The sequence below is a fragment of the Pseudomonas sp. NPDC098747 genome (genome assembly GCF_044760045.1).
In the GTDB taxonomy this organism is placed as follows: domain Bacteria; phylum Pseudomonadota; class Gammaproteobacteria; order Pseudomonadales; family Pseudomonadaceae; genus Aquipseudomonas.
This window is the reverse complement of sequence record NZ_JBIWAL010000012.1, coordinates 61,145-77,140: the sequence shown is the minus strand read 5'-3', so window position 1 is coordinate 77,140 and position 15,996 is coordinate 61,145. Positions and strand designations below refer to the sequence as shown.

The 15,996-nt window shown below is 60.1% G+C and carries 17 protein-coding genes; 12 read left to right on the top strand and 5 right to left on the bottom strand.

Annotated features, from left to right (window positions below; genetic code table 11):
* Nucleotides 1-18: 18 nt before the first annotated feature.
* Both ACIQVE_RS10610 and olsB read right to left on the bottom strand, forming a co-directional pair.
* Nucleotides 19-813, bottom strand: coding sequence for a lysophospholipid acyltransferase family protein (locus tag ACIQVE_RS10610; RefSeq protein WP_402807646.1), 795 nt, complete (start codon nt 811-813; stop codon nt 19-21).
* Entirely contained in the window at nt 813-1,568 is a 756-nt protein-coding gene (olsB, locus tag ACIQVE_RS10605) for an L-ornithine N(alpha)-acyltransferase (RefSeq protein ID WP_402807645.1), read from the bottom strand. The genes ACIQVE_RS10610 and olsB overlap by 1 nt, the downstream gene beginning before the upstream one ends.
* Nucleotides 1,569-1,721: 153 nt before the next feature.
* On the opposite strand from olsB, the gene ACIQVE_RS10600 reads away from it, so the two are divergent.
* From ACIQVE_RS10600 to ACIQVE_RS10580, 5 genes are all read left to right on the top strand, one after another.
* Nucleotides 1,722-2,600: an acyl-CoA dehydrogenase gene (locus ACIQVE_RS10600; RefSeq protein WP_402807642.1), complete on the top strand. Its 879-nt coding sequence runs from the start codon at nt 1,722-1,724 to the stop codon at nt 2,598-2,600.
* A 166-nt stretch (nt 2,601-2,766) separates the two neighbouring features.
* The gene (locus ACIQVE_RS10595) at nt 2,767-3,840 is read left to right on the top strand and encodes a serine hydrolase domain-containing protein (protein ID WP_402807639.1); all 1,074 of its coding nucleotides are present in this window, start codon (nt 2,767-2,769) and stop codon (nt 3,838-3,840) included.
* On the top strand, nt 3,837-4,133 hold the full coding sequence (locus ACIQVE_RS10590) for an amidase (protein ID WP_402807638.1): 297 nt from the start codon (nt 3,837-3,839) through the stop codon (nt 4,131-4,133). Before ACIQVE_RS10595 ends, ACIQVE_RS10590 begins: the two co-directional genes overlap by 4 nt.
* A gap of 257 nt (nt 4,134-4,390) precedes the next feature.
* Complete coding sequence (locus ACIQVE_RS10585) at nt 4,391-4,981, top strand: YceI family protein (protein WP_402807637.1); 591 nt, start codon at nt 4,391-4,393, stop codon at nt 4,979-4,981.
* Between the two features lies 1 nt (nt 4,982).
* On the top strand, nt 4,983-6,140 hold the full coding sequence (locus ACIQVE_RS10580; RefSeq protein WP_402807635.1) for a phosphatidylserine/phosphatidylglycerophosphate/cardiolipin synthase family protein: 1,158 nt from the start codon (nt 4,983-4,985) through the stop codon (nt 6,138-6,140).
* Between the two features lie 69 nt (nt 6,141-6,209).
* Here the strand turns inward: ACIQVE_RS10580 and bglX are convergent, their stop codons facing one another.
* On the bottom strand, nt 6,210-8,501 hold the full coding sequence (bglX, locus tag ACIQVE_RS10575; protein ID WP_402807632.1) for a beta-glucosidase BglX: 2,292 nt from the start codon (nt 8,499-8,501) through the stop codon (nt 6,210-6,212).
* A gap of 262 nt (nt 8,502-8,763) precedes the next feature.
* Between bglX and ACIQVE_RS10570 the strand changes: the two genes are divergently transcribed.
* The 7 genes from ACIQVE_RS10570 (at nt 8,764) to ACIQVE_RS10540 (ending at nt 14,141) form a co-directional block, all read left to right on the top strand.
* Nucleotides 8,764-9,372 carry a LemA family protein gene (locus ACIQVE_RS10570; protein WP_402807629.1) on the top strand — a complete coding sequence of 203 codons (609 nt, stop codon included), beginning with the start codon at nt 8,764-8,766 and terminating at the stop codon, nt 9,370-9,372.
* A 110-nt stretch (nt 9,373-9,482) separates the two neighbouring features.
* The gene (locus tag ACIQVE_RS10565; RefSeq protein WP_402807626.1) at nt 9,483-10,238 is read left to right on the top strand and encodes a TPM domain-containing protein; all 756 of its coding nucleotides are present in this window, start codon (nt 9,483-9,485) and stop codon (nt 10,236-10,238) included.
* A 33-nt stretch (nt 10,239-10,271) separates the two neighbouring features.
* A complete protein-coding gene (locus ACIQVE_RS10560) occupies nt 10,272-10,889 on the top strand; it encodes a TPM domain-containing protein (protein WP_402807624.1) in 618 nt (205 codons plus the stop codon).
* A 342-nt stretch (nt 10,890-11,231) separates the two neighbouring features.
* Nucleotides 11,232-12,458 carry a class I SAM-dependent methyltransferase gene (locus ACIQVE_RS10555; RefSeq protein WP_402807623.1) on the top strand — a complete coding sequence of 409 codons (1,227 nt, stop codon included), beginning with the start codon at nt 11,232-11,234 and terminating at the stop codon, nt 12,456-12,458.
* A gap of 245 nt (nt 12,459-12,703) precedes the next feature.
* Nucleotides 12,704-13,285: a DJ-1/PfpI family protein gene (locus ACIQVE_RS10550; RefSeq protein WP_402807621.1), complete on the top strand. Its 582-nt coding sequence runs from the start codon at nt 12,704-12,706 to the stop codon at nt 13,283-13,285.
* A 13-nt stretch (nt 13,286-13,298) separates the two neighbouring features.
* Nucleotides 13,299-13,604 carry a ribbon-helix-helix domain-containing protein gene (locus tag ACIQVE_RS10545; RefSeq protein WP_402807618.1) on the top strand — a complete coding sequence of 102 codons (306 nt, stop codon included), beginning with the start codon at nt 13,299-13,301 and terminating at the stop codon, nt 13,602-13,604.
* A gap of 192 nt (nt 13,605-13,796) precedes the next feature.
* Entirely contained in the window at nt 13,797-14,141 is a 345-nt protein-coding gene (locus tag ACIQVE_RS10540; RefSeq protein WP_402807617.1) for a YegP family protein, read from the top strand.
* 132 nt (nt 14,142-14,273) lie between these two features.
* On the opposite strand, the gene ACIQVE_RS10535 is transcribed toward ACIQVE_RS10540, so the two are convergent.
* Both ACIQVE_RS10535 and ACIQVE_RS10530 read right to left on the bottom strand, forming a co-directional pair.
* Nucleotides 14,274-15,155 carry a dihydrodipicolinate synthase family protein gene (locus tag ACIQVE_RS10535; protein WP_402807615.1) on the bottom strand — a complete coding sequence of 294 codons (882 nt, stop codon included), beginning with the start codon at nt 15,153-15,155 and terminating at the stop codon, nt 14,274-14,276.
* Between the two features lie 23 nt (nt 15,156-15,178).
* On the bottom strand, nt 15,179-15,961 hold the full coding sequence (locus ACIQVE_RS10530) for an aldolase (RefSeq protein ID WP_402807612.1): 783 nt from the start codon (nt 15,959-15,961) through the stop codon (nt 15,179-15,181).
* Between the last annotated feature and the right edge of the window lie 35 nt (nt 15,962-15,996).

The following is a 15,996-nucleotide window of genomic DNA, read 5'->3' as shown; positions in this document are numbered from 1 at the left end:
CACAGGGGGCTGTGTGTTTCAGGCAGCGATCAGCTCGCCCGCACGACGCGGTTCGGCCGGTTTCGCCACTTCGCCAAACAACACCTTCTGCACCGCCTGCTGCGCTTCAAACGCCAGCGCCGCACGTTCCCGTCCATGGCAGGCGATCGGCTTGAGCAGATGCACTTCAACATCGGCGCAATCATTGCTGAACAGGCGCATCAAATGCGACAGCAGATCGTCGTCACCAATGAACGGCGCCAGCGTATCGATTTCGCCATCACGCAGATAACGGATCGCCACCGGTTGCAGCATCACCTCTGAATCAATCGCCGCTGACAGCAAGCGACCGTGGAAAGTGCGCAGCGAACGGCCGTCGGTGGTGGTGCCTTCGGGGAACATCAGCAGTGAATGATCGGTTTGCAGGTGACGGGTCATCTGCTTGCGGATCAACTGGCTGTCACCCGAACCGCGACGGATAAACAGACTGCCAGCCTTCGCCGCGAGCCAACCGGCCACCGGCCAGGTACGCACTTCGGCCTTGGACAGAAAAGACAGCGGCGTGAGCATGCCCAGCAGTGGAATATCGGTCCACGACACATGATTGCTGACCCACAGCATCGGCTGTTTTGGCAGTTCACCGTGCACGGTCATGCGAAAGGGCAGGGCATTGCTCAGGCGTGCCATGAAAAAGCGCGACCAGCGCTGGCGGCGTTCCATCGAATGCGCCAGGCCGATCCGCTCAAACACGCCGAACAGACTGGCCATGGTCAACCCCAGCGACACTACCACCAGCACTCGCGCGATCCGCGCGTACACCCGCAACCGGCTCATCACACGGCTGCCTTGAAGTGTTTGGCATAGCGCGGGCAGAGTTCGTCGCGCTTGAGCAGGATGAACACGTCGGCAACCTGGAAATCTTCGTCCCAGCACGGCTCGCCGCAGATCTTCGCGCCAAGGCGCATGTAAGCCTTGAGCAGCGGTGGCATTTCGGCGATCACGTTCGACGGAATATCGAGGGTCGGCAGCGGTTTTTTCGGCTCGGCGCGCAAGTTTTCGGTGCACAGATAACGTTCGCGCAGACGCTGCATGATCGCGTGGGCCTGGACGCCGCCGTCCTGCATCGGGATGCTCGCGCAACCCATCAAATAGCTGTAGCCGCCCTCATTCAATACTTCCGCCAACTCGCCCCACAACACTGCAATCGTGCCGCCGTTACGGTAGGCCGGGTCGACGCAGGTGCGACCGATTTCCAGGATCGGGCCTTTCAGGTGGGCGAGGCCGTGCAGGCTGAATTCTTCTTCGCTGTAGAACTTGCCGAGGCTGCTGGCGGCGGTGTGATCAAGCAAACGCGTGGTCGCCACCAAGCGACCGGTGTTCAGATCCCGCACGCCGATGTGGCTGCAGTGAACATCATAATCATCCATGTCCAGACCCAGCTCCGCGCCTTTCAGCTTGGCGTTGAACTCGCCGCTGAAGACGTTGAAGCGCAAGGCCTGGGCTTGCTGCAAGGCATCGGCGCCGATCAGGCGTTCGGCTTGCAGGCGGCGTTCATTGCCGGTGTCGCTGATGCGGGCGATCTGAGTCATGTAAATCTCCGTACGGGCCTTTAACCCGTCGTGGGTTGCAGCCGATCGACTTTCTTTATGCAGCCGTGTTGTGCAAAGTCAGGCTATGTAGCCCCGGTGTCATCGCCATGAACCTTTGGTGATGCTTATATGACAGCCCACAAGGAGCCTCTTATGCCCTGGCCAGATCTGCTGCAAAGCCATGAACGATTGCCCGCCGTTGCTGACCTGGCGGAGGGTTTCGCGACCTTGTTGCAGCAGTTGGGCAACGTCACGCCGTTCGAATTGGCCGTGGCGGGTGGGCGGCGGATGGCGACACCGGGATTGGCGTTTCTGGTCGGTTATCAAGCGGCATTGCGCATGCTGTGGCCGAGCGCACCGCTGAGCCTCGGCGCGTTGTGTGCGACCGAACAGCGCAGCTTGCGCCCGGCCGACATGCAAACGCGGCTGACGGATTTGCGCTTGAGCGGCCGTAAGGATTTCGTCACGGCCGGCGATGCGGCGGACTGGCTGCTGATTGCCGCACGCTGTGAAGAGCCCGGCGAAATGCCGCGCCTGAGTCTGGCGGTGGCGTATCCCGGCGAGTCCGGTGTGACGGTGGAAAAACTGCCGGCACTGCCGTTGATGCCCGACATCAGCCATGGCCGGCTGCATCTCGATGGCGCGCTGTGCGAGTTGCTCGCGGGGGATGGCTGGGATGCTTACGTCAAACCGTTCCGCACGCTGGAAGATGTCTATGTACTAAGCGCGATGACCGCTTGGTTGTATGGCGTCGCGCAGGACTGCGACTGGCCGCAGACGCTGCAACTGCGCTTGCTGGCGCTGCTGGCCGGGTGTGCGGAGATGAGCCGGAAGCCGCCGAACAATCCTGCGGGGCATGTGTTGTTGGCGGGTTTGTTTGCGCAGTTTGATGCGCTGAAGGGCGAGGTGGACCAGGCGTTAAGCGAAGGTGATCCGGATTGGGCGCAGATGTGGCAGCGCGATCAAGGGGTGATGCAGTTGGCTTCGGGTGCCAGACTCAAGCGCTTGGCCAAGGCTTTGGCGGTGGATTGACTGGCCCCTTCGCGAGCAAGCTCGCTCCCACAGTTTGATTGCATTTTAATTGAAGAAACTCGATCCCTTGTGGGAGCGAGCTTGCTCGCGAAGGCGGCCGCAAAACACCACACATCTGTCATGAACCCCGACTACCCTCAGCAGGTTCTCCCCAAGAGCCCTCACCATGTTCAAAGGCCTGTCGCTGTTTCTGCTGCTGATCAGCTTCACCGTTCAGGCCGAATCATGGCCCGGCGAACAATGGCCGGTTGGCCCTCAGATCAGCGCGACGAAGGATCTTGAGGCTTACGCCTTTCCACCCCGCGACGACACTACCCACCAGGGCATTCGCACCGATGCCTTGTTGATCATCCGCGACGGTAAAATTATCTATGAACGCTACGCCGGCCCGACTAACGCGCAAACCCCGCACCTGACCTGGTCGATCAGCAAAAGCCTGATGGCTGCGGTGCTTGGCGTCGCCTACGGTGAGGGCCTGTTCAAGCTCGATGATCCTGCCGTGAAGTTTTACCCGGCGCTGGACAAACATCCGGCGATCACCCTCGCGGATCTGCTGCACTGGGCCTCAGGCATCGACTGGCAGGAAGACTACGAATACGCCCCACTGAAATCCTCGGTGGTGGCGATGCTCTATACCCGTGGTCATCAGGACATGGCGCAATTCACCGCCGATCACGACAGCTACGCCGTACCGGGGCAGGCATTCCGTTACTCCAGCGGCGACAGCAATCTGCTTGCGGCTGCGTTGAAATCCATCGTCGGCCCGCAGCGATATCCGGACTATCCGTGGACCGCGCTGTTCGACCCGTTGGGCATTCGCCACGCCGTGTGGGAAACCGATGCCACTGGCACCTTTGTCGCGTCTTCTTACGCTTACCTCACGGCCCGGGATCTGGCGCGGGTTGGTTTATTGATGGCCCGCGACGGGCGCTGGAATGATCGACAATTGCTGCCCAAGGATTGGCTCGCGTTCAACCTGAAACCCTTCGCCGGTTACAAGGCCCATCAGGATGAAGCGGTGCCTGGCGGCCACTGGTGGCTCAATCGCCCGGCGAGTGACGCGCCATCGCCATGGCCCGACGCACCGCCCGACACCTTCGCCGCGCTGGGTCATTGGGGTCAGGCGCTGTACGTGATCCCCAGCGAAAAAATGGTGATCGTCCGTTACGCCGATGACCGTGACGGCAGTTACCGCCATAACGAACTGCTCAAGCGTGTGCTTGCGGCGGTGCGGCCATGAAGCGGTTCTTGCTGGTGCTGCTTGTCATCCTGCTCGGCTGGATCGGGTACGAGCGCGAAAATCTCTGGGCCTTCCCGGACATCATCAGCGCCTACACCGCGAAAGAATATTGTTCGTGCCGCTACGTCATGAACAACGACGCCCAATACTGCCGTGGCTATGTGAAGCAGTGGCTGCCAACCAGCGGCTTCAGCGATGACGCCGATAGCAAAACCATCACCGTCAGTGGCATGGGCCGCAGCAATAGCGCGCAATGGCAAAACGAACGACAGGGCTGCCGCCTTAACCCTTGAAACGCACAATTCGCCTGCAAATAAAAGAACCCTGTGGGAGCTGGCTTGCCAGCGATGGCGGCGTGTCATTCAGCAAAAATTTCACCTGTGCCGGCCCAATCGCTGGCAAGCCAACTCCCACAGGTGAAGCGTCAACAGTGGAACCCTATAGCTGTCGAAGGCCCGGGCCGCGATCGGACGATCTTTTGATCTCGATTTTGCAATAACGCCCCAGCCAGTTAAGGTTCGTGCAGGTTTATCGCCCCCACGAGTCCTCAATGTTCAACCGCTCTCTCTACAAAACCCTGTCCTGCCTGCTGCTGGCCGCCGCTACGTTGCCGGCGCAGGCCAATTGGTATTTGGACGGCGAGTCGTCACGACTGTCGTTTGTCAGCACGAAAAACGCCCACATCTCCGAAGTGCAGCGCTTTCTGGTGCTGCACGGCAAGGTCGATCCGAACGGTCGCGCCGAGGTCGAGATCGAGATGGATTCGATCAACAGCGGCATCCCGCTGCGTGACGAGCGCATGCGCAAGGAGCTGTTCCAGATCGAGCAATTCCCCGAGGCGACCATCACCACCCAGATCGACCTGCGTCCGATCAACGATCTGGCCCCCGGCGCGCAGTTGGAACTACGTCTGCCGCTGACCGTCAATCTGCATGGCAAACAACACGAATACCCGGCCGAGCTGCTGGCAACCCGTCTTGATGATCGACGCTTCCAGGTGGTGACCCTGGAACCGGTGGTGATCAACGCCGAGGATTTCGATCTCGCCCCAGGGCTGGAAAGCCTGCGCAAATTGGCCGATCTGTCGGCCATCAGTCTGTCGGTGCCGGTGGGTGCGGTGCTGATTTTCACGGCGCGCTGACATGCGCGGCGCGATTTTCCCCTGGCGTGACGGCAACCGGTTCGAACTGTTGATCGACGGCCCGCAATTCTTCCCGCGCATGCTTGAGCAGATTGCCAGCGCCCAGGAGCAGATCGAGCTTGAGCTGTACCTGGTCGAGGCTGGCGCCTGTGCCGAAACCATCGTGCAAGCACTGGTGCTGGCCGCCGAACGTGGTGTGCGCGTGCGTTGCCTGTTCGACGACTACGGCAGCCTCGCGTTTACCCTGAACCTGCGTAAACGCCTCACGCACGCCGGGGTTGAGCTGCGCTTCTACAATCGCCTGCACTGGCGGCGCTGGGTCGGCAATTTCTACCGTGACCATCGCAAACTGCTGCTGGTCGATCAGCGGCTGGCGGTGGTCGGTGGCACCGGTGTCACCGATGAGTTCTGGACGCCGGGGCACGACACCAGCGAGTGGCACGAAGTGATGGTCGAAATCAGCGGGCCGCTGGTGCTCGACTGGCAATTGCTGTTCGACCGCCAATGGATCGCCAACCGCCATCGCCGTGCCTGGAAGCCATCCGCGCATGTCGGCTTGCCGCGTCTGCCCAAGGTGCCGGACATGGGCCAGGGCATGGGCCGCGTGGCCTACGCCGACGCCCGCCAGCACCGCGACATTCTGCAATCACTGTTTCGCGCGCTGAACAGCGGGCACAAACGCATCTGGATGGCCACGCCGTACTTCCTGCCGACCTGGAACATCCGCCGCTCGCTGCGCAAGGCCGCTGCCCGTGGTGTCGACGTGCGCCTGCTGTTGACCGGGCCGCGCACCGATCACCCGTCCGTGCGTTACGCCGGGCATCGCTACTACCCGCGACTGCTCAAGGCCGGCGTGCAGATTTACGAATACCAGCCGTGCTTCCTGCACCTGAAGATGGTGCTGGTGGACGATTGGGTGAGCATCGGTTCGTGCAACTTCGATCACTGGAATTTGCGCTTCAATCTGGAGGCGAACCTTGAGGCACTGGATCCGTCGTTGACGGCAGCAGTGGTGGCGAGTTTCGAGAAGGATTTCGGCTTGAGTCAGCGCGTGAGCCTGGAGGAGTGGCGGCGCCGGCCGTTGTGGCGGCGGGTGAAGCAGAGGATTTGGGGCTGGGTGGATCGGTTGGTGGTCAACATCCTCGACAGACGCGGCTAGTTGCTACACCAAAAAACACTGTGGGAGCTGGCAAGCCAGCTCCCACAGGTTTATGCATAGCCTGGAAAATTACAGCAACTCAAAGCTCTGCTGCGTCACATCCTGAGAGTTCAGGCCGATCTGCACGTTGAACTTGCCAGGCTCGGCCGCGTACTTGAGCTGGGCGTTGTAGAACTTCAGCTCCTCCTCGGTGATGGTGAAGTGCACGACTTTCTGCTCGCCAGCCTTGAGCATGATTTTCTGGAAGTTCTTCAATTCTTTCACCGGGCGGATCATCGAACCGGTGACGTCCTGAATGTACAACTGCACCACGGTTTCGCCGTCACGCTTGCCGGTGTTCTTCACCATGACACTGGCGTCGAGCTTGCCGGTGGCGTTCAGCGTGGTCGAGGACAGCGCCATGTCGCTCAGGCTGAAATCGGTGTAGCTCAGACCGTAACCGAAAGGAAACAGCGGGCCCGTCGTGTCATCGAAATACTGCGAGGTGTAGTTGCCCGGTTTGCCCTGCGTGAACGGCCGGCCAATGCTCAGGTGGTTGTAGTAGGTCGGAATCTGCCCCACGGAGCGCGGGAAGGTCACCGGCAGTTTGCCCGATGGGTTGTAGTCGCCGAACAGCACGTCAGCGATGGCGTTGCCGCCTTCGGTGCCGCTGAACCAGGTTTCCAGAATCGCGTCAGCCGACTGGTTCTCTTCGAGAATGGTCAGTGGGCGGCCGTTCATCAAGACCAGCACCAACGGCTTGCCGGTGGCTTTCAGCGCGCGGATCAGCTCGCGCTGTGTTTCCGGGATGTTCAGGTCGGTACGGCTGGAAGATTCGTGGGACATGCCACGGGACTCGCCGACCGCTGCGACGATTACGTCAGCATCCTTGGCGGCTTTCACCGCTTCGTCGATCAGCACGTTGGCCGGACGCGGATCATCAACCACTTCCGGGGCATCGAAGTTGAGGAAGTTCAGGTAGTCGAGCACCTTCTTGTCGCTGGTGATGTTGGCGCCACGGGCGTAGATCAGGTTGGATTTATCACCCATGACCGAGCTCATGCCATCGAACAGCGTGACCGACTGCGCTGGACGACCGGCGGCAGCCCAACTGCCCATCATGTCGATCGGCGCCTTGGCCAGCGGGCCGACCAGCGCGACTTTCGCGGTTTTCTTCAGTGGCAGGGTTTCGTTCTGGTTCTTCAGCAGCACCAGGCTGCGACGCGCGACGTCACGAGCATCGGCGCGGTGCAGACGGCTTTCGGCGTAAGTGTCGGCCGGATCATCCTCAGCCTTGCCGATGCGCAGGTACGGGTCCTTGAACAGGCCCATGTCGTACTTGGCCGCAAGGACTTCGCGCACAGCGTTGTCGATGTGTTTCTGTTCGATCTCGCCGGACTTGAGCAGGCCCGGCAGCTCTTTGCCGTACAGGGTGTCGTTCATGCTCATGTCGATGCCGGCCTTGATTGCCAGCTTCGCCGCTTCACGACCGTCGCGGGCGACACCGTGTTTGATCAGTTCAAAGATCGCACCATGGTCACTGACCGCCAAGCCCTTGAAGCCCCAGTCTCTGCGCAACAGATCGTTCATCAGCCAGGTGTCGGCGGTGGCCGGAATGCCGTTGATCGAGTTCAACGCCACCATCACACCACCGGCGCCGGCATCAATCGCTGCGCGGTACGGCGGCAGGTAATCCTGGTACATCTTCACCGGACTCATGTCGACGGTGTTGTAGTCACGACCGCCCTCGACCGCGCCGTACAGGGCGAAGTGCTTGACGCTGGCCATGATGCTGTCGGCCGTGTTCGGGGCATCGCCCTGGTAGGCCTTGACCATGACTCGGGCGATGCGCGAAGTCAGATAAGTGTCTTCACCGAAACCTTCGGAACTACGGCCCCAGCGCGGGTCGCGGGAGATATCGACCATCGGCGCGAAAGTGATGTCGAGGCTGTCGGCGGCGGCCTCTTTGGCGGCAACGCGCCCGGACCGACCGATGGCGTCCATGTCCCAGCTCGAGGCGAGGGCCAGCGGAATCGGGAAAATCGTACGGTGACCGTGGATCACGTCGTAGGCGAAAAACATCGGAATCTTCAGGCGACTGCGCATGGCAGCGTCCTGCATCGGACGATTTTCCGGGCGAGTGATCGAGTTGAACGTGCCGCCGATGTTGCCGGCGGCGATTTCTTTGCGGATCAGCTCGCGGGGCATTTCCGGGCCGATGCTGATCAGGCGCAACTGGCCGATCTTTTCGTCGAGGGTCATTTGCTTCATCAAATTACTGATGAAGGCGTCCTTGTTTTCCAGGGGCACCGGGGTCTCAGCGGCCAATACTTGATGACTGGCCAGACTGACGAACAGGCCCAGCAAACACAGCTTCTTCATGAATATTTTTCTCAAGGGCGCAAACGGCAATGCAATGCCGGCCAGCCAAAAATTTAGGGAGCGACTATTGTTGTTCGGGTGCGGGCTCAAAAACGCCAAGCCAAAAAACCACCGTTGACCGCAGGCAGCTTGACCGCGCAGGCACTTTTTAGCCCATTGACCGGTCGCAATCCAGTAGCGCGGCCGATTATGCCCCAACCGCTGGCTGAGAAGGTTTCGCGCTCGGCTTTTTAAATGAAATGTGTCAGGGAGCATCACTGCAATGAATGTAAGTCCAACCTATCGCTCGCGTTTGCAGGTCGCCACATTGTTGATGCTGGCGACATTGCTGACCGCCTGCGGCATCAACAACATCCCGACCCTCGACGAACAGGCCAAAGCCGCGTGGGGGCAGGTGCAGAACCAGTACCAGCGCCGCGCTGACCTGATCCCCAATCTGGTGGAAACGGTAAAGGGCTATGCCGCCCACGAGAAGGAAACCCTGACCGCGGTGATCGAAGCCCGGGCGAAAGCCACGTCGATTCAGGTTGACGCCAGCACCCTCGACAATCCCGAGAAGCTCAAGCAGTACCAGCAGGCGCAGGATCAGTTGAGCGGCGCGTTGAGCCGTTTGATGGTGGTCTCCGAGCGTTACCCGGATCTGAAGGCCAACCAGAACTTCCTCGCCCTGCAATCGCAGCTCGAAGGCACGGAAAATCGAATTGCGGTGGCACGGCGCGATTTCATTCTGGCGGTGCAAAAGTACAACACCGAGATCCGCACCTTTCCCGGTCGGCTCTGGCACAGCGTGATGTACAGCGACCTGTCGATTCGCGAAACCTTTGAAGCCACCACTCCCGGTGCGGAAAAGGCTCCGGAAGTGAAGTTCTAAACAATCCTGTGTAGGAGCTGCCGCAGGCTGCGATCTTTTGATTTTGAAAAACAACATCAAAAGATCGCAGCCTGCGGCAGCTCCTACAGGGGGATCGGTGGGGGATATTCATGCGTGTGTTGAAAATGTGCCTGGTGCTGATGCTGTGGCTGTTCGCCGTCAGCGCCCGGGCCGAGTTGACGTTCCCGGCGCTGAGCGGGCGAGTGGTGGACCAGGCGCAGATGATCGAGCCGTCGGTGCGTGCGCAACTGAGCCAACAGTTGCAGGCCCACGAACAGGCGAGCGGCGAGCAATTGGTCGTGGTCACGCTGCCCGATCTGCAAGGCACCACCATCGAGGATTACGGCGTCCAGCTCGGCCGCCATTGGGCCATCGGGCAAAAGGACAAGAACAACGGCGCGCTGCTGATCGTCGCCCGTGACGAGCGCAAATTGCGCATCGAAGTCGGTTATGGCCTGGAAGACCGGCTGACCGATGCGCAGACCTCGGTGATTATTCATCAAGTCATCACGCCCGCGTTCAAGACCGGCAATTTCAGCAAAGGCATCAGCGACGGCGTGGCGGCGATGCTGGTCGTGCTGGGCGGAAATCCGCTGGGCGAGCCGTCGACGGTGTATGAGTCGAGTGGCGATCCGTCCGATGATTTCGTCTCCCGACACCCGGCGTTGTTCGTTTTTCTGGTGATGTTGTTCATCCTGACGGTGTTTGTCTGCCAGATGCTCGGTATCCTCCCGGTCGGCCGTGGCGGCTCTGGTGGCGGTGGAGGTTTTGGCGGTGGCGGCGGATTTGGCGGCGGCGGTGGAGGCGGGGGCTTCAGCGGCGGCGGGGGCAGTTTCGGCGGCGGTGGATCGTCCGGCGGCTGGTGACATTAAAAGAATAATCAGCAGGCACTTTTTGACATGGCATTACTGACTGAACACGAACAACGCAAAGTCGCCGAGGCAATCGCCCGGGTCGAACGCGACACCGACGCCGAACTGGTTACGGTGCTGGCGGCTCGCGCCGATGATTACGCGTACATCCCGCTGCTGTGGGCCAGCCTGTTGGCGCTGGTGCTGCCGGGTATCGTGCATTATCTGACCGGCTGGCTGACCCTGCACAGCCTGTTGCTGGTGCAGTGGGGCCTGTTCATCGTGCTGTGCCTGCTGTTTCGCCTGCCGAAGATCACCACGCATCTGGTACCCCGCCGAGTGCGCCACTGGCGCGCATCGAATCTGGCGCGGCGACAGTTTCTCGAGCAGAACCTGCATCACACGGTGGGCAGCACCGGCATGCTGATTTTTGTCTGCGAGGCCGAGCGCTATGTGGAGATTCTGGTGGATGAGGGGATTTCGAAACGGTTGGGTAATGAAAGCTGGGACGTGATTGTTGCGGCGTTCACCGAACAGGTACGGCAGGGGCGCACGCTTGAGGGGTTTGTCACGTGCATCGAGGCGTGTGGGGAATTGCTCAAGGTGCATGTGCCGGTGACGCAGGTGAGGAATGAGTTGCCGAATCGGTTGGTGGTGTTGGGCTGATAAGTCTGCTGACTTGAGATCCAAACCCTCACCCCAGCCCTCTCCCGGAGGGAGAGGGGGCCGACCGAGGTGTCTGTCGCTATTCATCGACCTGAGTGACCGAGTCGATTATGGATTTACAGCTGACCGCTTAATTTGTCGCTTTTGATGCTTGAGTTCGACTCGGTGTTTCAGGTCGGCGTAACTCGAGAAAACAACGCGGTCGGCCCCCTCTCCCTCTGGGAGAGGGCTGGGGTGAGGGTGCTTTCAAGAACCGTTGGGTAAATAAGAGCGTGTCCCCAACCCCCATCCCCCCTAAAATACCCGCCATTCCCGATTCGCCCCGCCCGAGGCCGCTTGTTCATGTCCGTTACTGCCCCTTCCACGCCATCTGCCAAACCCGCGCCGGATCACCACGCCCAGTTCATCGAGTTGCTGCAAACCAGCCTCGAGCAGAACGGTTTCATCAAACTGGTACTGGCCAAGTACGTCGGTGAAGAAGCGGACTTGCAGCGCGTCATCATCAAGCCTGTGACCGTCAAGGCTCAGCCCTGCCTGTCGTTCGTGTATCGCTACAAAACCCGCGACATCACCAAGAACCTGCCATTGAGCGAAGGCGTGGCGAGCATTGCCGAGCTGCTGCCGGCCTCGTTCAAAAATGCGCATTTGCTGGCGGTGACTGACGAAGCCCAGCTGGAATACAGCAAAAAGGGCAAGAGTTCGCTGTTCAAGAGCAAACCTCAGCAATTGCGTGAAGCACCGTCGGCCGAGCACAACCGCGAGAAAAACCGTTTTCTGGACCTGAGCCGTCCGTTCCTCAAGGACCTGGGCGTGACCAACGCCCAGCACGAGCTGATCCCGGCGATGTCGCGCAAGTGGAAGCAGATCAACAAGTTTATCGAAGTCTTCAGCCATGCCCTGACCTCGTCACCGCTGGCGCTGGACAAACCGGTGCGGGTCGCGGATTTCGGTTCGGGCAAGGGCTACCTGACGTTCGCCATCCACGATTACCTGCGCAATACCTTGAAGGCCGAGGGCGAAGTCACCGGCGTCGAGTTGCGTGAAGAAATGGTCAGCCTGTGCAACACCGCGGCGGCAAAACTGGATCATCCGGGCCTGGTGTTCAAATGCGGTGACGTGCGCAGCGTGGCGCCGAGCGAACTGGACGTGATGATCGCCCTGCATGCCTGCGATATCGCCACTGACTACGCGATCCACACCGGCATCCGTTCGGGCGCGTCGATCATCATGTGCTCGCCGTGCTGCCACAAACAGATCCGCTTGCAGATCCAGAGCCCGGCGCTGCTCAAACCGATGCTGCAATACGGTTTGCACCTCGGGCAGCAGGCGGAGATGGTCACTGACAGCCTGCGCGCGCTGTTCCTTGAAGCCTGTGGTTACGAGACCAAAGTGTTCGAGTTCATCTCGCTGGATCACACCAACAAGAACAAGATGATTCTGGCGGTGAAACGCGCCGAACCGGTCGACCCGGCTCAGCTGTTGGTGAAGATTCAGGAGTTGAAGGCGTTCTACAACATCAGCGAGCACTGCCTGGAAACCTTGTTGCGTGCCGACGGCTACCTGGCCTGAATCGCAACTCCGATGCGCGCCAACAGTTATCTGGCTTGACTCGTACCTGTAGGAGCTGCGGCACGCTGCGATCTTTTGATCTTGCTTACACAACCAGAGTCAAAAGATCGCAGCCTGCCGCAGCTCCTACAGGTGTCCGTGTACAAACTGCCTGGCGCATTAGGCGTAGTAGCCGGCTGTTACCCGAGCGTTCGGATAAGGTCTACCTTGAATACTCCCAAGCATTTCCCAGAGGAGTCCTCCCCATGGCCGCGAAAAAAATCCTGATGCTGGTCGGCGATTACGTCGAAGACTACGAAGTGATGGTGCCGTTCCAGGCCCTGCAAATGGTCGGGCACACCGTCCATGCGGTCTGCCCGGACAAGGCCGCTGGCCAGACCGTGCGCACCGCGATCCATGACTTTGAAGGTGACCAGACCTACAGCGAAAAACCCGGACACCTGTTCGCGCTGAATTTCGACTTCGCCAACGCCAGCGAGGCCGATTACGACGCGCTGGTGATCCCCGGCGGTCGAGCCCCGGAATACCTGCGTCTGAACGAAAAAGTCCTCGATCTGGTACGTGCCTTCGACAAGTCCGGCAAACCGATTGCAGCGGTCTGCCATGGCGCGCAGCTGCTGGCAGCGGCGGGCATTCTTGAGGGACGCGAGTGCAGCGCCTATCCGGCCTGCGCGCCGGAGGTCCGACTGGCGGGCGGCACGTACATCGACATTCCAGTGACCGACGGCCACGTTCAAGGCAATCTGGCGACTGCTCCGGCGTGGCCGGCGCATCCGAACTGGCTGGCCGGTTTCCTCGGTCTGCTGGGCACCAAAATCACCCTGTAACGAGGTTTCGTCCATGTGCGAGCTCTACGTCAAGGCCGACCCGATCCTCTATGAATCGCGCTCTCGCTCGCTGCGTATCTGCGGGGTGGTGACGACGTTGCGCCTGGAGAATCAGTTCTGGGACATCCTCGGCGAAATCGCCGAGCTCGACGGCATGACCACCAATCAACTGATCGCCAAGCTGTATGAAGAGGTGATGGATTATCGCGGTGAAGTGGTGAATTTTGCTTCGTTCTTGCGGGTGAGTTGTACGCGGTATTTGAGTCAGCGGCGGGTGTCGGCTCCGGAATTGTCGGTGGTGCGGGCGGTGGTGAAATAACCCATACCGAGTCGCCGCCATCGCTGGCAAGCCAGCTCCCACAGGTTCTGTGTGCTGTACAAAGAGTTTGTGAACGACCCGGACTCTGTGGGAGCGGGCTTGCCCGCGATGGCGTCGGTACAGGCGACAGAAGTCTGAGGTTGGTCTTTACTCTGAATCGCGAAACCTCACAACCGCCAAGGAGAAACGAGCATGTCCGGATGGTACGAATTGAGTAAAAGCAGCAATGGCCAGTTCAGGTTTGTGCTGAAAGCAGCCAACGCCGAAACCATTCTCACCAGCGAGCTCTACACCACCCGCGCGGCGGCCGACAGCGGCATTGCGTCTGTGCAGACCAACAGCCCGCTGGATGAGCGCTATGAGAAAAAGACCACCAAGGATGGTCATCCGTATTTCAACCTCAAAGCGGCTAACCATCAGGTCATCGGCAGCAGCGAGGCCTACTCCTCGGATGCGGCGTGTGACAAAGGCATCGCCAGCGTCAAGACCAACGGCCCGACGAAGACCATCAAGGACAAGACCCTGCCGGTCCTCTAAACAATTCGCAATGCCCCTGTAGGAGCTGCGGCACGCTGCGATCTTTTGATCTTGATTTTAAAAACCAGAATCAAAAGATCGCAGCCTCGTTTCACTCGACAGCTCCTACTGGGTTTTGTGTGTTATCGGGGATTAGCGCAAGGTTTTCAGGATCGCTTGCAACTGACCACGCCCGGCCTCGCTCAACGGGAACACCGGCAAGCGCGGATCGCCAACCTCCAGCCCGGTATCGCGCAGCCCGGCCTTGATCGTCGCTGGCAAACCACCTTTCAGAATGAAGTCCAGCAGCGGCAACTGGCGATAGAACAGCGCCCGCGCCTTGTCCAGATCACCTGCCAGCGAAGCTGTGTACAAGTCCAGGTTCAGTTGCGGAATCAGGTTCGGTGCCGCCGTGCACCAGCCTTTCGCCCCGGCGGCAAAGGCTTCCAGCGCCAGCGGGTTGCAGCCGTTGTAGAACGGTACCTGACCTTCGCCGAGCAATTGCAGCTTGTGCATGCGCTGGATGTCGCCGGTGCTTTCCTTGACCATGGTCACGTTTTCCACGGCATTGACGATGCGCAGAATCAAGTCGACCGACATGTCGGTGCCGCTGGTGGCCGGGTTGTTGTAGAGCATGATCGGCACGTCGATGCTCTCGCCAATGGCGCGGTAGTGCGCGAGGATTTCCGCTTCGGTGAGCTTCCAGTACGACGCCGGCAGCACCATCACCACGTCGGCGCCGTGAGCCTCGGCAAAGCGCGCGCGACGCACGGCTTTGGCGGTGGTCAGGTCAGACACGCTGACGATGGTCGGCACGCGTTTGGCCACGTGTTTGATGCTGAACTCGGCAACCTGATCCCACTCAGCGTCGCTCAGGTAAGCGCCTTCGCCGGTGCTGCCGAGCGGGGCAATGGCGTGGACGCCGCTGTCGATCAAGCGATCGATCGATTGACCCAAGGCCGGCAGATCCAGCCCTTCGCCGTTGGCGCCGAACGGGGTGATGGTGTAGCCGATGATGCCGTGAATATTGGACATGAGAGTGTCTCCGTAAAAAGGTTTCAGTTCAGGCAATCGGCGTGTTGGCGCAGGTTCTGCCGGGCGTAATAGTTGAACGCGGCGGCGTGGCGCTTGGGTTTCGACACCCAGTCATGCGCTTCGCGACCCAGCGCCGGAATGATCGGCTTGATCGTCCCGGCCGCCATCGCCAGCAGTTGCAGCATTGCCGCGCGTTCGATCAGTTGTGCGATGACGCACGCTTCTTCAATCGTGCTGCCGCTCGACAACTGACCGTGGTGCGAAAGCAGAATCGCGCGTTTGTCGCCCAGTGCGCCGGCAATCAGTTCGCCTTCTTCGTTGCCCACTGGCACACCTGGCCAGCCTTCAAGAAACGCGCAATCGTCGTACAGAGGGCACAGGTCCATGTGCGAAATCTCCAGCGGCACTTCCAGCATCGACAGCGCGGCAACGTGCGTCGGGTGGGTGTGGATGATGCAGTTCACATCTGGTCGGGCGCGATAAACCCAGCTGTGGAAACGGTTGGCCGGGTTGGCCATGCCGTGGCCTTCGAGGACTTCCAGGTCTTCGTTGACCAGCAGCAGATTGCTCGCGGTGATTTCGTCGAAACCCAGGCCCAGTTGTTGAGTGTAATAGGTGCCTGGCTGAGGGCCTCGCGCGGTGATTTGTCCGGCCAGGCCGGAGTCGTGACCGCTCTCGAACAGAATCCGGCAGGTCAGGGCCAGCTTTTGCCGGTCTGTCCACGTATTATCCGCCAGGGTGTTTTGCATCTGGGTCAGCGCTTGCTTGACCAGTTGCTCTTTGGGTAGTGCTAATGTCTTGGCCATGTCTGTGTCCTTTGGGTGATTGCAAATGACACGAA

Bases quoted from the DNA above. Each gene is read 5' to 3' on its own strand.
- ACIQVE_RS10535 (WP_402807615.1), bottom strand. From the start codon at position 15,155: ATGTCCAATATTCACGGCATCATCGGCTACACCATCACCCCGTTCGGC.
- ACIQVE_RS10530 (WP_402807612.1), bottom strand. From the start codon at position 15,961: ATGGCCAAGACATTAGCACTACCCAAAGAGCAACTGGTCAAGCAAGCG.
- ACIQVE_RS10555 (WP_402807623.1), top strand. From the start codon at position 11,232: ATGTCCGTTACTGCCCCTTCCACGCCATCTGCCAAACCCGCGCCGGAT.
- ACIQVE_RS10560 (WP_402807624.1), top strand. From the start codon at position 10,272: ATGGCATTACTGACTGAACACGAACAACGCAAAGTCGCCGAGGCAATC.
- ACIQVE_RS10595 (WP_402807639.1), top strand. From the start codon at position 2,767: ATGTTCAAAGGCCTGTCGCTGTTTCTGCTGCTGATCAGCTTCACCGTT.
- ACIQVE_RS10580 (WP_402807635.1), top strand. From the start codon at position 4,983: ATGCGCGGCGCGATTTTCCCCTGGCGTGACGGCAACCGGTTCGAACTG.
- ACIQVE_RS10540 (WP_402807617.1), top strand. From the start codon at position 13,797: ATGTCCGGATGGTACGAATTGAGTAAAAGCAGCAATGGCCAGTTCAGG.
- ACIQVE_RS10590 (WP_402807638.1), top strand. From the start codon at position 3,837: ATGAAGCGGTTCTTGCTGGTGCTGCTTGTCATCCTGCTCGGCTGGATC.
- ACIQVE_RS10545 (WP_402807618.1), top strand. From the start codon at position 13,299: ATGTGCGAGCTCTACGTCAAGGCCGACCCGATCCTCTATGAATCGCGC.
- ACIQVE_RS10570 (WP_402807629.1), top strand. From the start codon at position 8,764: ATGAATGTAAGTCCAACCTATCGCTCGCGTTTGCAGGTCGCCACATTG.
- ACIQVE_RS10600 (WP_402807642.1), top strand. From the start codon at position 1,722: ATGCCCTGGCCAGATCTGCTGCAAAGCCATGAACGATTGCCCGCCGTT.
- bglX (WP_402807632.1), bottom strand. From the start codon at position 8,501: ATGAAGAAGCTGTGTTTGCTGGGCCTGTTCGTCAGTCTGGCCAGTCAT.
- olsB (WP_402807645.1), bottom strand. From the start codon at position 1,568: ATGACTCAGATCGCCCGCATCAGCGACACCGGCAATGAACGCCGCCTG.
- ACIQVE_RS10565 (WP_402807626.1), top strand. From the start codon at position 9,483: ATGCGTGTGTTGAAAATGTGCCTGGTGCTGATGCTGTGGCTGTTCGCC.
- ACIQVE_RS10610 (WP_402807646.1), bottom strand. From the start codon at position 813: ATGAGCCGGTTGCGGGTGTACGCGCGGATCGCGCGAGTGCTGGTGGTA.
- ACIQVE_RS10550 (WP_402807621.1), top strand. From the start codon at position 12,704: ATGGCCGCGAAAAAAATCCTGATGCTGGTCGGCGATTACGTCGAAGAC.
- ACIQVE_RS10585 (WP_402807637.1), top strand. From the start codon at position 4,391: ATGTTCAACCGCTCTCTCTACAAAACCCTGTCCTGCCTGCTGCTGGCC.